The sequence below is a fragment of the Tropicibacter sp. Alg240-R139 genome, assembly GCF_900537075.1.
Classification (GTDB): domain Bacteria; phylum Pseudomonadota; class Alphaproteobacteria; order Rhodobacterales; family Rhodobacteraceae; genus Falsiruegeria.
Map to the genome: position 1 here is coordinate 181,456 of NZ_UNRA01000002.1, position 12,942 is coordinate 194,397.

Genomic DNA, 12,942 nt, shown 5'->3' on the forward strand with positions numbered 1-12,942 from the left:
TTCCAGGAAGTTCCAGTTTTTGTTTAAATCCCAAATTGAGATTTATTCCGCGGCAATATCTCTGGGATCTGCAAGTGACACAATGTCGATCATTATTGTGTTGAGCTCGAAATCTTTGGGGGTATAGACTTTTGACACTCCCATTGTTTTCAGCCTTTCCGCATCTTCGTCAGGAATGATACCCCCGACAATTAGCGGAACATTTTGCAAACCGGCGGCTTTCATTCGAACCAGAACATCCTCGACGAGCGGCAAATGGCTGCCAGACAGAATTGACAGGCCAATAACATGAGCGTCGTCGTCAATTGCGGCTGTCACGATTTCCTCTGGCGTCAGGCGGATACCCTCGTAAGAGATGTCCATGCCGCAGTCGCGCGCACGAAAGGCGATCTGCTCGGCGCCGTTCGAATGGCCGTCCAGGCCCGGTTTGCCGACCAGGAATTTCAGGCGGCGTCCCAGTTGGTCGCTGACGGCATCCACGCGCGAGCGGATGTCGTCCAGCCCTTCGGTCTTGTTGGATACTGAACCAGACACACCGGTTGGGCCGCGGTAGGTGCCATAAGCCTTGCGCATCTCTTCGGCCCACTCACCGGTTGTGACCCCGACTTTGGCGGCGGCAATCGAGGGTTCCATGACATTGGCACCAGTTTTTGCGGCCTCGCGCAGAGCGGCCAACGCAGCCGCTACCGCTGCATTATCCCGCTCGTTGCGCCAGTCGTTCAGACGCCCGATCTGCTCTTGTTCGACAGCCGGATCGACAACCATGATGCCGCCGTCTTCGGTCTGCAAGGGCGAGGGTTCACCATGGGTCCACCTGTTTACGCCAACAACCACGGTCTGGTTGCGCTCGATCCGGTTCAGGCGGTCGGCGTTTGAATCCACCAGGCGCGATTTCATGTAATCGATCGAAGCCACAGCGCCGCCCATCGAATCCAGGTTGGCCAACTCGGCCCGGGCCCCCTCCTTCAGCTCTTCAACCTTGGCATCAACCGCCGGATTTCCGTCAAACAGGTCACCGAACTCAAGCAGATCCGTCTCATACGCCAGGATCTGCTGCATACGCATGGACCATTGCTGATCCCACGGACGCGGCAGGCCAAGAGCCTCGTTCCATGCTGGCAGCTGTACTGCGCGGGCACGCGCCTTTTTTGACAGCGTCACGGCCAACATTTCGATCAGGATGCGATAGACGTTGTTTTCCGGCTGCTGTTCGGTCAGACCAAGTGAGTTCACTTGCACACCGTAGCGGAAGCGGCGGAACTTGGGGTCACTGACACCATAGCGGGTCTCTAGTATTTCGTCCCACAAGTCCACAAAGGCGCGCATTTTGCACATCTCGGTGACGAAACGGATGCCCGCGTTCACAAAGAAAGAAATCCGTCCCGCCAGCGCCGGGAAATCTTCGGCTGGAACGCGCGGGCGTAGCTCATCCAGAACAGCGATGGCTGTGGCCAGGGCAAAGGCCAGTTCCTGCTCTGGGGTCGCGCCGGCCTCTTGCAAGTGGTAGGAACACACGTTCATCGGGTTCCATTTTGGCACGTTGGTGTAACAGTATTCGGCCACATCCGCGATCATCTTGAGCGAGGGTTTGGGCGGGCAGACATAGGTGCCGCGCGACAGATATTCCTTGATCAGGTCGTTCTGAACGGTGCCTTGCAGCTTGGAAAGATCCGCGCCCTGTTCTTCGGCTACTGCGATGTACAAGGACAACAACCAGGGCGCTGTGGCATTGATTGTCATGGAGGTGTTCATCTGCTCTAGCGGGATCTGATCAAATAGCGCACGCATGTCGCCTAGATGTGAAACCGGCACACCCACCTTGCCCACCTCGCCGCGGGCCAGAATATGATCACTGTCATAACCGGTTTGTGTCGGTAGATCGAAGGCCACGGACAGACCAGTCTGACCTTTGGCCAGGTTACTGCGATAGAGCGCATTCGAAGCTTTTGCCGTGGAGTGACCGGCATACGTACGGATGAGCCAGGGGCGATCTTTCTGCGTCTGCGTCATGGTGGGCCTCGCGAGTCGGGTGGGCAATAATATTTCGTCACAGAGTTCTAAATCGTAATTTTCAGTGCATGTCAATTCGCTGCATTGCGGCGAGGTGTTGTCGGGCGAATGGATTGTGACGTGCTGCAAATAATGGCAGGTTGTGCAGATGACGCAGACCGTAGAACTGCCGCTTTGGCTCTTTGTCCTGATCGTATTGTTCGCTGCGGTGACCTTTGCGTCGCATTTTTTGTTTCCATCCGTTCGCTGGTTTTTTCGTCATCGGCTGGAGCGTGCTGTTGCCCGCCTGAACAAGCGTCTTGAACGTCCGATTCAACCGTTCAAACTGGCCCGTCGTCATGATATGATCCAGCGGTTGATTTATGATCCGCAAGTTGGGCAGGCTGTGAGCGATCACGCGGATGCCGAAGGTATCCCCGAGGCGGTGGCCTTCGAAAAGGCCCGTGGGTACGCACGTGAGATTGTCCCGTCTTTTTCCGCCTTCACCTACTTTAGCTTTGCAATCCGTCTGGCGCGTTTCCTGAGCAACGCATTCTACAACGTAAGGCTGGACTACCAGAACGAAGCGGCTGTGAAAGGAATCGATCCAAGCGCCACGGTGGTCTTTGTAATGAACCATCGCAGCAACATGGACTACGTGCTGATCACCTATCTGGCGGCGCAGCGGTCGGCCTTGTCTTATGCAGTCGGAGAATGGGCGCGGGTCTGGCCGCTTAGTCGGTTGATCCGGGCAATGGGTGCGTACTTTATTCGCCGCAAATCCGGCAGCGATTTGTACCGTCAGGTTTTGGCCAGTTACGTGCGCCATGCAACTGAAGCAGGAGTGGCCCAGGCCATGTTTCCCGAAGGTGGGCTAAGCTTGAGCGGTACGCTGGGGCGTCCTAAACTGGGCTTGTTAAAGTACATCATTGATGGAAGCGATCCTGAGAAACGTGACGTCGTCTTTGTTCCAGTGGCGCTGAACTATGACCGGGTGCTCGAAGATACGATCCTGACGACGGCGGCAAACCGGGCCGAGCGGCGTTTTCGCGCCCGCATTGGTGTCATCATGGGCTGGGTGCTAAAACAGATCTGGCGCCGGATAACAGGGCGATACAAGCGGTTTGGATATGCTGCGGTGCGGTACGGCGAACCGCTGTCGCTTCGCACCTTTCAAGACAGCACTGACGAAGATTTGACGATCCCCCTTGCGCGCGAGTTGATGTCTCGTATCGGTAGCGCCGTGCCTGTGTTGCCAGTCCCGTTTGTATCCTGGCAGATCAACAGGAATGGTCCGATGACACATACCGACCTTGCGAATGTTCTGGCTGACTGGAACTCAGCTCGATCCCCTGCAGACGTGTCTGCCTTGATTGATGAGGGTGTGAAGCAACTCAAGGATCGTCGGATTATTGTCGAGCAGGGCGGCGCCTATGCGATTGGTCCTGAACGGCCGGATTTGCTGCGGTATTACGCGGCATCGGTTGATCATTTGTTGCGGCATGAAAAGGTGGTCGATGCTGCGGTCGCAGAAAATGACGCTGCAACCGCAGGGTCATAAAATTTCAAAAATGGTTTAAATGGTGTTGCAATGTTGCGCGGCCATTTGTATTCCATCATCAAGTCCGCGATTCTGCGTTGCGGCGAGATTTAGATAAAAGGAGGCCGGCATGGCTTTGGACACTAACGGCGGTATCGCGTCGTATGAGGCGCCCGAAAAAGACCTCTACGAAATGGGTGAAATGCCCCCGATGGGTTATGTCCCCAAGAAAATGTACGCTTGGGCGATCCGCAAGGAACGCCACGGTGATCCAGAAACAGCCATGCAGCTCGAAGTGGTCGATGTGCCCGTGCTCGACAGCCACGAAGTGCTGGTTTTGGTCATGGCCGCTGGCGTTAACTACAACGGTGTCTGGGCCTCGTTGGGCAAGCCGATTTCGCCGTTTGATGGTCACAAGGCCCCTTATCACATCGCAGGTTCTGATGCCTCGGGCATCGTCTGGGCCGTAGGTTCGAAAGTAACCCGTTGGAAAGTGGGCGATGAAGTTGTCATCCATTGCAACCAAGATGACGGCGACGACGAGGAATGCAACGGCGGCGATCCGATGCTGTCTCCGAGCCAGCGGATTTGGGGCTACGAGACACCTGATGGGTCCTTCGCGCAGTTTACCAATGTTCAGGCTCAGCAGCTGATGCTGCGTCCCAAGCATCTGACATGGGAAGAGGCCGCTTGCTACACTCTGACTTTGGCGACGGCTTACCGCATGTTGTTCGGCCACGAGCCGCACGACTTGAAACCGGGCCAGAACGTTTTGGTTTGGGGCGCATCGGGTGGTCTGGGGTCCTATGCTATTCAGCTGATCAACACAGCAGGCGCCAACGCTATCGGTGTGATCTCGGATGAGAGCAAGCGTGACTTTGTCATGGGCTTGGGCGCCAAAGGTGTCATCAACCGCAAGGACTTTAACTGCTGGGGTCAGCTGCCCACGGTCAATACACCGGAATACGCCACGTGGTTCAAAGAAGCGCGCAAGTTCGGCGCGGCGATCTGGGAAATTACCGGCAAAGGCAACAACGTCGACATGGTGTTTGAACACCCAGGTGAGACGACGTTCCCGGTGTCGACCTTTGTTGTGAAAAAAGGCGGCATGGTTGTGATTTGTGCCGGTACAACTGGCTACAACCTGACGTTTGACGTTCGTTATGTCTGGATGCACCAGAAGCGCATCCAGGGCTCGCACTTTGCGCACCTCAAGCAGGCTGCTGCTGCGAACCAGCTGATGATCGAACGTCGTTTGGACCCGTGTATGTCTGAAGTGTTTGCATGGAGCGATCTGCCCGAAGCGCACATGAAAATGCTGCGCAACGAGCACAAGCCCGGCAACATGTCGGTGCTGGTTCAGGCCCCCAAGACCGGCTTGCGCACTCTGGACGAGGTTCTGGACGCAGGCAATTAACCTTACCTGTAGAATCAAGCTGACAAACTGGCCCGCGAATCACCACTGTGGTTCGCGGGTTTCTTTGTGCTTGGGGGCGTCTTTTTCTGTTTCAGTAGGTTAAGAATTCTGACCTCGCTGTTTATGGGGAGTAGAAAGAAGTGAATTTCCTAACGCAAATCGCACATGCTATAGTTGTGTTAACCTTTCGTTAACTGTTTCGGAGAGACTCTGATGGCGCACAATGACTGGATTTTGGACGTTCTGGCGGATCTCAAGACTTTCGCTTCCGCGAACGGGTTGGGGAAGTTGGCCGAACAGCTGGATGACACCACGCTGGTCGCCGCCGCCGAAATTGCGTCCCAGAAGGAAGAGGCACGCACGCGCGCGAATGGGGAACAGGGCCAATTTGGATCAAGTGCTGGAGGCGTTGGACGCTACCAGCGGGCTTGAGGATTTACAGGCGATATCAGAAGCATTGAGAGATGCCTTGGGTGTCCGCCATATCGTCTATCATTGGGTAGACAGTGCCGGGGACCAATATGGGTGCGGAACGTATTCTGACGCATGGGTCCAACGCTATGTCGAGCAGAACTACCATCGCATCGACCCCGTCATTCTAGGGTGCTTTCAGCGATTTCACCCCGTGGACTGGAAGCGGATGGACTGGTCTGGCAAGGCCGCCAAGGCGATGCTTGCAGATGCTCTGGATCATGACGTGGGAAATCAAGGGTATTCGATTCCCATTCGTGGGCCAAACGGCCAATTTGCCCTGTTTACGGCCAATCACGATTGCAACGATGAAGAGTGGGAGGCATTCACCGAGGCCTATGGCCGGGATCTGTTGCTGATTGCTCATTACTTCAATCGCAAGGCATTGGATTTTGAAACAGACAGGCAGCCGGAACCGACCCGGTCTCTGTCCCCGCGTGAGGTGGACGCGATGACGTTGCTGGCCATGGGGTACAACCGGGCCCAGGTGGCACACAGCCTGTCAATTTCGGAGCATACCTTGCGGGTCTACATCGAAAGCGCGCGGTTCAAGCTTGGGGCACTCAACACAACCCACGCGATAGCAACCGCCATGAGTCGAGGGTTAATCTTGGTTTAAGCCTTCGTTCGTCGTCCTGACCAGATATTAACCATTGCTCTGTACTCCCTTTGTTCCAGCGACGGACGAAAAGGGGACCAGCAGATGTTGCGATATATTTATGCGGATGAATTGAATCGTTTTCCCGAACTTGCCAAATCAATGTTCCGGGATCGGGCTGACCAGTTTAAAACTCGCCTTGGCTGGGAAGTGACAGTCGATGAAGACGGTGAAGAGCGCGATCAGTATGACGATCTCAACCCTCTCTATGTCATCTGGGAAGAGGCTGACGGCCGTCACGGGGGATCCATGCGGTTCCTGCCCACCACCGGGCCCGTGATGGTGAACGAGGTGTTTGGTCATCTGACGGGAGGAGCCCCGATTTGCAGCCCACTGATCTGGGAATGCACCCGGTTCTGTCTGGCGCGGGATGCCAGCCCGAATGTGGCCGCAGCATTGATGTTGGGCGGTGGTGAAATCATGACGGGGTTCGGCGTTCGCCATTTTGCAGGCGTGTTCGACGCTCGTATGGTGCGAATCTACAAGGCGATTGGGTCCTCCCCTGAGGTTCTGGGGGCCGAGGGCACCGGTCGAGACCGAATCTCGGTTGGTTTATGGGAGTTTACGCCCGAGGCCCGTGAACGTGTCGCCAAGCGCGCAGGCATCTCGCCCGATTTGTCAAAGCTGTGGTTCACTTCGGCATTCGGCAAAGCAAGGGCATCGCGTTTCGCCAAGGCAGGATAATTTTCCACAAACTGCGCGTCGGGCATCTGGTGGTGTCCGAGGCGTCTCTATAGGGTCGCGATATGACCCAAGTACCTGTCGTTTTCTCCGAAGATCAGGCCGCCGCCTTTGATTCCGTAACCGAACTGTTGCGCAGCTCAGGTGTTGACTTGGAAGATGATGCGCTGTTGAAGTCTCCCGCCGGTGGTGAGGCAGGCGTTATGGCCGTGATCGGCAAGGCGGGATCAGGCAAAACGCTGCTCTTATCCGAGCTTTACAAGGCACTTGAGGCTACAGGTGTGCAAGTGGTTTCTGGCGATTACGACGGGCGCAAGCACCGCGATCGGCGTAGTCTGGCGATACTGGCGCCTACGAACAAGGCTGCCAGTGTCTTGCGTCTACGGGGTGTGCCCGCGACCACCATTCACCGCATCTTATACACCCCGGTCTATGACCCCGAATACGAGCGCATCGCCGAATGGTTGGCCGGAAATGGTGAAAAACCTGAGGTCGAAGGACTAACCGACGAGGCGCTGGCCCGTGCGGCCGCATTCTACGAACGGAACAAGTCTATTCCTGGCGCACTGGCCTCTGCCGGCTTGCGCGGGTCGGATTTCATCACTGGATGGAAACGGCGGGACGAGCCGCTGGACATCGGTTTTGTTGACGAGGCCTCGATGCTGGACGATCGGCAGTTTGAGGACCTAAAAGAGATTTTTCCGACCCTTTTGCTGTTTGGCGATCCGGCCCAGTTGGCCCCGGTTAATCAATCCGGCGCGATGGTGTTTGATGCTCTGCCTGAACCTCGCAAGCTCGAGCTGCAACGCATCCACCGGCAAGAGGCGGACAATCCGATTCTGGATTTGGCCCATGCTCTGGCCGATCCGCAATTGGAGTTTCACGATTTCGAGCGGATGATCGAAGACACCGCCAAAAGGGACGAGCGTGTGGTCTGGGGCCAACGGGTCGAGGTCGACCTGATGGCGCGCAGTCCGGTTCTGGTCTGGCGAAATGCGACCCGTATTCGCTTGATCAATGCGTTCCGCACGGTGCACGGGGCACCGGAAGAAGAACTTCTGGAAGGTGAACCTCTGATCTGCGACGGTCTTGAGTTGCCGCTCAAACACCGCAAGAAACGTCTGGACCTTGAGGCGCGTGGCCTGATCAAAGGCGCGCAGGTGATTTATTTGGGGCTCGGGCGAAAACCTGGGTTCTCTCGATTGCACGTGATGGGTGCCGAAGACCCACAGGTCAGCGCCGCCTCGATAGTGAAGATCGAAAAGCCGGACGAAGAGGAGCCGTTCATCCCTTTTGCAGCGCGGATGGGGGCCACGTTCCTGCATGGAGCGGCTGTGACGATTCACAAGGCGCAAGGCTCGCAATGGGACACGGTGCAAGTCTTCGCGCCCGACATCTACGTTGCGGCGCGTATGGGGCGCGTAGAGGCTGGGCAGCCGCTATGGAAGCGGTTGGCCTATGTCGCGATTACGCGGGCACAAGAACGATTGATCTGGGTGGTGCGCAACCGTCTGGCCAAACCTACCTATCCGCTGCGGGTCGACGACTTACGTGCAAAACCCGCAGCAACCCTGACACTGGAGGCAGAGACCACATGAGTACGATCATTGTCACTGGCGCAAGTTCGGGCATCGGCCGGGCCACGGCAGAGCTTTTCCTTGCCAACGGGTGGACTGTCGGCCTGCTGGCTCGTCGAGGGAATGCGCTAGCAGAGGTCGCCGAGACCAATCAAAAAGCGGTCCCACTGGTCGCCGACGTAACCGACCCCAAAGCTGTGCAGGAATCGTTTGATACTTTCCTGCAAAAGACGGGTCGCTTGGACGTGCTGTTCAACAACGCAGGCGTATTCGCCCCCGGCGGTGCGATTGACGAGATTGCCCTGGATGATTGGTACCAGACCGTTAACGTGAATCTGAACGGGATGTTCTTAGCTGCGAGAGCAGCATTTGCGGCGATGCGCAAACAGGCCCCGCAAGGCGGACGGATCATCAACAACGGCTCTATCGCGGCGCATGTGCCACGTCCTAACTCGGTGCACTACACCGCTACCAAACATGCGATCACGGGTCTGACACGCAGCTTATCGTTGGATGGCCGTGATCTGGGGATTGCCTGCGGTCAGATTGACATCGGCAATGCGCGAACACCGATGGTGCAGGGCTTGAACGACGCGGCGACCGCAGCTGGCCGCGACCCCGACCCGTCCATGGCGGTTGAAGACGCTGCGAAATCGGTCTTGCACATGGCCGAACTTCCGCTCGAAGCGAACGTGCAGTTCATGACAGTGATGGCCACCACCATGCCCTATATCGGGCGCGGCTGAGAACAGTCAGCCGCGCGCTGTGTTACCCGGCGCGGAAGATGCGGAACACGGCCGACGCGCCCCAACCAGCCGCGATGGCAATGGCCAGCGACATCAGACCATACCAGACGGGTTGCTCGCGGGACATGTTGAACAGGAATCGCTCGAGGCCCACTTTTTCGACCGCAATCGAAGTTTCGTAGTCGCCCACGATTTCGCCGTTGCGGGTCAGAAAAATGCGGGTTGTATAGTCACCTTCAGTCAGGTCGGCAGGCATGTCGATCGACGTCCGGAACAAGGTCTGCTGATCTAGAGCAACCTGGCCTTCCAGCGTCTGGTACAGCCCCTGGTTTTCCTTGATGCGGATGACGGCTTCAGTGAAGCTCTCGGCGTCTGTGATGTCCGACGGCGCCCCAACCGAGCGGATGGCGTTGTCGATGGTGATCTTCCGGCGCAAGTCTTCGGTGTTGCTGAGCACTTGGTCGATCGGGCCGGTGGTGGCTACGGCATAGAAACTGGGTGCTGCGTCGACCTCGACCGCGTCGGTGTTTACCCAAATGCCGAACACATGTTCTTTGCGACGCACCACAACAGGCTCGGACGGGCCGGCCACGGTGATCACCACTTCAAGCGGTGAGGATTGATCAATCGGAGATTCACGTTTGACAGCTCCAAAGATCAGGATTTCTGATCCGTCAAAGCTGGTGGTGATTGCGACGTTTTCTTTGCTCAGCCCCAGCACGACCTCTTCGGCGACAGCGAAAGAGGGCAGCAGAAACAGCAGGGTCAGAAGGATGCGGAGCATGGTTTAGTGACCTCCGGCTGCGCCGAGCGAGTAGAGCTCGGTGGGTTGCAGGAGTAGATCCAGCGCCAGTTTGCCGCAGACCACCAACACCATGAGGGCCAGCAGAACACGCAACTGTTCGGCCTTCATCTTGACGCCGATCCGGGTACCGATCTGGGCGCCGATCACACCGCCGACCAGCAGCAAAACCGCCAGCACAATGTCCACGGTATAGTTTGTGGTCGCGTGCAGCATGGTGGTGAACGCGGTCACAAAGATGATCTGAAACAGCGACGTACCCACGACAACTTTGGTGGGCATGCCAAGCAGATAGATCATCGCAGGCACCATGATAAAACCACCGCCGACACCCATGATGGCCGACAGGATGCCAACAAACACACCAACGATTAGCGGTGGAATGACCGAGATATAAAGGCCGGATGTGCGAAACCGCATTTTGATCGGCAGGGCATGAACCCATGTCCGCTGGCGACGCTTGGCAGGGGCACCACCATCTGCACGGCGCGCTTTGCGGATCGCGTTCAGACTTTCGACAAACATCAGGCTACCGATGATGCCAAGGAAGACAACGTAACAAAGCTTAACCAGCAGATCGACTTGGCCGAGGCTCTTTAGGTAGTTGAAGACCACCACACCAAGGGCGGCCCCTGTAAGGCCCCCGACCAGAAGCACCGTTCCCATTTTTAGGTCCACGGTCTTTCGTCGGAAATGTGCAAGCACCCCGGAAAAGGACGAGGCAACGATTTGGTTGGCCTCTGTGGCAACCGCAACAGCAGGCGGAATACCGATAAAGAACAACAGTGGCGTCATCAGGAATCCACCTCCGACACCAAACATGCCGGACAGGATCCCGACCATGCCGCCAAGGCCTAACAAAAGAAAGGCATTAACGGACACTTCGGCTATGGGAAGGTAAATCTGCATGAATACTGTTAGACTGCGACACAGGGCGAAATCAACCGCCCATGCTGCCTTGCAGAAAACAGGACTGATTTGCCACAGCCAACTGGACCTATCAGCGTTCCTTTACATAGGGCTCACCGCCAGCTCGCGGTGGAATGGCCTTGCCGACAAAGCCAGCCAGGATCACCACGGTCAGGATATAGGGCAGGGCGTCCATCACTTGGACGGGAATCACCACACCACCTAGGTCGATATTCTGGAACCTCAGCGCGACGGCCTGAAGCAGACCAAAGAGCAGACAGGCCCACATCGCCTGCCACGGACGCCACTTTGCAAAGATCAAGGCGGCCAATGCGATAAAGCCGCGACCCGCTGTCATGTCCTTGACGAAACCCGCCTGCAATGCAGTCGCCAGATAGGCCCCGGCAATTCCGCAGAGCACACCACAGATCGCCACCGCCGCATAACGCAAACCCACTACCGAAACGCCTGCGGTATCCACGGCGGCCGGATTTTCACCCACGGCCCGCAGGCGCAGGCCAAAGCGGGTGCGATACAGGACCCACCAAGTGCCCGGTACGGCCAGGAACGCAATGTAAACCAGGATCGAATGCCCCGACAGCAACTCGGAATATACCGGGCCCAGAATCGGCACGCCACTCACGGCCTCGGCAAAAGGAAATTCGATTGGTTCGAACCGGCCCCCGGCAAAGAGGGACGGTGTACGCCCACCCTGTTTGAACCAGTCCTGAGCGATCAATACGGTCATGCCGGCGGCCAGAAAGTTGATCGCGACCCCGGAAATCAGCTGATTTCCTCGGAACGTGATCGAGGCCAAGCCATGCAACCCGCTCAGCACCAAAGACGAACCAATTCCTGCCAGCAGACCCAACCAGACAGAACCACTCACGGCTGCCACAGCGGCCGAAAAGAACGCGGCCATCAACATCTTGCCTTCAAGCCCGATGTCAAAGATGCCCGCGCGTTCGGAATAAAGTCCCGCCAAACAGGCCAGCAGCAGTGGCGTGGCCAGGCGAACCGTCGAATCGAGAACTTGGATGATCGTCAGGAAATCCATCACGCTTTGCCTTTCCGCATCGCCAGGAATATCTTTTCAAGAGGCATGCGCACCATGTTGTCCAATGCCCCAGTGAACAGGATCACCAACGCCTGGATCACCACGATCAATTCGCGCGGGATCGAGGTCCACAGCGCCAGTTCGGCGCCACCCTGGTAAAGGAACCCAAACAAGATCGCGGCCAGGAACACGCCAAACGGGTGGCTGCGCCCCATCAGGGCTACGGCGATGCCGATGAACCCCGCGCCCTCGGTCGAGTTCAGGACCAGCCGCTCTGCTTCGCCCATGACATTGTTGGTGGCCATCAGGCCCGCCAACGCGCCCGAGATTATCATGGCGATCATAGTGATTTTGACCGGCGAGATACCGGCATACAGAGCACCGGTTTCCGAATGGCCATAGGCGCGGATTTCATAGCCCAGCTTGGTGCGCCAGATCAGCGCCCAGACCACGAAACAGGCCAGGATCGCGACCAACAGTGTGACGTTGGCAGGTGCGGCCTTGGAAAAGCTGATCCCAATCGGGGTCAACAGCTCGTGCAATGTCGGTAAGTGTACTGCTTCGGGGAATCGTGCCGAAGCCGGATCCATCGACCCCTGCGGGCGCATTACGTTGACCAGCATGTAGTTTAGCACCGCAGCGGCGATGAAGTTGAACATGATGGTCGTGATCACGATGTGACTGCCACGTTTGGCTTGCAGATAGGCCGGGATCGCAGCCCAGGCTGCACCAAAGATCATCGCGCCGGCGCAGGCCCCAAGCAGGGCCAGCGACCAATGCGGCCAGGGTACGTAAAGGCAAACCATAGCAACGCCAAGCCCGCCCAGCATGGCCTGACCTTCGCCGCCGATGTTGAACATTCGCGCATGAAACGCCACGGCCACGGCCAACCCGGTGAACATAAAGTTGGTGGCATAATAGAGCGTATAGCCCCAGCCATAGGTCGACCCGAGCGCGCCTGTGACCATAAGGTTCACGGCCTCGACCGGGTCTTCGCCGATCGCAACAATCACAAGAGCTGACAGGCTTGCGGCTAGGATCAGGCTGATGACGGGAATAAGGACCACGTCGGCCCATTTGGGCATCTTGTCCATC

Annotated in this window: 12 protein-coding genes; 7 read left to right on the top strand and 5 right to left on the bottom strand. The window is 57.1% G+C overall.

What is annotated here, in order from left to right; genetic code table 11:
* Positions 1 to 42: 42 nt before the first annotated feature.
* Entirely contained in the window at positions 43 to 2,010 is a 1,968-nt protein-coding gene (locus G6R15_RS08565) for a protein meaA (RefSeq protein WP_164659452.1), read from the bottom strand.
* Between the two features lie 148 nt (positions 2,011 to 2,158).
* Here G6R15_RS08565 and G6R15_RS08570 point away from each other — a divergent pair, with 148 nt between their 5' ends.
* The 7 genes from G6R15_RS08570 (at position 2,159) to G6R15_RS08600 (ending at position 9,079) form a co-directional block, all read left to right on the top strand.
* Positions 2,159 to 3,550, top strand: a complete 1,392-nt coding sequence (locus G6R15_RS08570) for a 1-acyl-sn-glycerol-3-phosphate acyltransferase (protein WP_164659453.1) — start codon at positions 2,159 to 2,161, stop codon at positions 3,548 to 3,550.
* 109 nt (positions 3,551 to 3,659) lie between these two features.
* Positions 3,660 to 4,946 (top strand): crotonyl-CoA carboxylase/reductase, encoded by a 1,287-nt coding sequence (ccrA, locus tag G6R15_RS08575; RefSeq protein WP_164659454.1) that lies wholly within the window; start codon positions 3,660 to 3,662, stop codon positions 4,944 to 4,946.
* Between the two features lie 213 nt (positions 4,947 to 5,159).
* Positions 5,160 to 5,378: a hypothetical protein gene (locus G6R15_RS08580; protein WP_164659455.1), complete on the top strand. Its 219-nt coding sequence runs from the start codon at positions 5,160 to 5,162 to the stop codon at positions 5,376 to 5,378.
* Positions 5,317 to 6,036, top strand: a complete 720-nt coding sequence (locus G6R15_RS08585) for a LuxR family transcriptional regulator (RefSeq protein ID WP_164659456.1) — start codon at positions 5,317 to 5,319, stop codon at positions 6,034 to 6,036. Before G6R15_RS08580 ends, G6R15_RS08585 begins: the two co-directional genes overlap by 62 nt.
* A gap of 84 nt (positions 6,037 to 6,120) precedes the next feature.
* Positions 6,121 to 6,759: an acyl-homoserine-lactone synthase gene (locus G6R15_RS08590; protein ID WP_164659457.1), complete on the top strand. Its 639-nt coding sequence runs from the start codon at positions 6,121 to 6,123 to the stop codon at positions 6,757 to 6,759.
* Positions 6,760 to 6,821: 62 nt separating this feature from the next.
* Positions 6,822 to 8,354, top strand: a complete 1,533-nt coding sequence (locus G6R15_RS08595; protein WP_164659458.1) for an ATP-dependent RecD-like DNA helicase — start codon at positions 6,822 to 6,824, stop codon at positions 8,352 to 8,354.
* Positions 8,351 to 9,079: an SDR family oxidoreductase gene (locus G6R15_RS08600; RefSeq protein ID WP_164659459.1), complete on the top strand. Its 729-nt coding sequence runs from the start codon at positions 8,351 to 8,353 to the stop codon at positions 9,077 to 9,079. The genes G6R15_RS08595 and G6R15_RS08600 overlap by 4 nt, the downstream gene beginning before the upstream one ends.
* A 22-nt stretch (positions 9,080 to 9,101) precedes the next feature.
* Here the strand turns inward: G6R15_RS08600 and G6R15_RS08605 are convergent, their stop codons facing one another.
* The 4 genes from G6R15_RS08605 to G6R15_RS08620 form a co-directional block, all read right to left on the bottom strand.
* Entirely contained in the window at positions 9,102 to 9,863 is a 762-nt protein-coding gene (locus tag G6R15_RS08605; protein WP_164659460.1) for a TIGR02186 family protein, read from the bottom strand.
* Between the two features lie 3 nt (positions 9,864 to 9,866).
* Positions 9,867 to 10,790: a sulfite exporter TauE/SafE family protein gene (locus G6R15_RS08610; RefSeq protein ID WP_164659461.1), complete on the bottom strand. Its 924-nt coding sequence runs from the start codon at positions 10,788 to 10,790 to the stop codon at positions 9,867 to 9,869.
* A gap of 91 nt (positions 10,791 to 10,881) precedes the next feature.
* Positions 10,882 to 11,847, bottom strand: a complete 966-nt coding sequence (locus G6R15_RS08615) for an ABC transporter permease (RefSeq protein WP_164660248.1) — start codon at positions 11,845 to 11,847, stop codon at positions 10,882 to 10,884.
* Entirely contained in the window at positions 11,847 to 12,941 is a 1,095-nt protein-coding gene (locus G6R15_RS08620; RefSeq protein WP_164659462.1) for an ABC transporter permease, read from the bottom strand. The genes G6R15_RS08615 and G6R15_RS08620 overlap by 1 nt, the downstream gene beginning before the upstream one ends.
* Between the last annotated feature and the right edge of the window lies 1 nt (position 12,942).

Coding starts and splice junctions, on each gene's coding strand:
- G6R15_RS08565 (WP_164659452.1), bottom strand. CDS start 2,010: ATGACGCAGACGCAGAAAGATCGCCCCTGGCTCATCCGTACGTATGCC.
- G6R15_RS08570 (WP_164659453.1), top strand. CDS start 2,159: ATGACGCAGACCGTAGAACTGCCGCTTTGGCTCTTTGTCCTGATCGTA.
- ccrA (WP_164659454.1), top strand. CDS start 3,660: ATGGCTTTGGACACTAACGGCGGTATCGCGTCGTATGAGGCGCCCGAA.
- G6R15_RS08580 (WP_164659455.1), top strand. CDS start 5,160: ATGGCGCACAATGACTGGATTTTGGACGTTCTGGCGGATCTCAAGACT.
- G6R15_RS08585 (WP_164659456.1), top strand. CDS start 5,317: ATGGGGAACAGGGCCAATTTGGATCAAGTGCTGGAGGCGTTGGACGCT.
- G6R15_RS08590 (WP_164659457.1), top strand. CDS start 6,121: ATGTTGCGATATATTTATGCGGATGAATTGAATCGTTTTCCCGAACTT.
- G6R15_RS08595 (WP_164659458.1), top strand. CDS start 6,822: ATGACCCAAGTACCTGTCGTTTTCTCCGAAGATCAGGCCGCCGCCTTT.
- G6R15_RS08600 (WP_164659459.1), top strand. CDS start 8,351: ATGAGTACGATCATTGTCACTGGCGCAAGTTCGGGCATCGGCCGGGCC.
- G6R15_RS08605 (WP_164659460.1), bottom strand. CDS start 9,863: ATGCTCCGCATCCTTCTGACCCTGCTGTTTCTGCTGCCCTCTTTCGCT.
- G6R15_RS08610 (WP_164659461.1), bottom strand. CDS start 10,790: ATGCAGATTTACCTTCCCATAGCCGAAGTGTCCGTTAATGCCTTTCTT.
- G6R15_RS08615 (WP_164660248.1), bottom strand. CDS start 11,847: ATGGATTTCCTGACGATCATCCAAGTTCTCGATTCGACGGTTCGCCTG.
- G6R15_RS08620 (WP_164659462.1), bottom strand. CDS start 12,941: ATGGACAAGATGCCCAAATGGGCCGACGTGGTCCTTATTCCCGTCATC.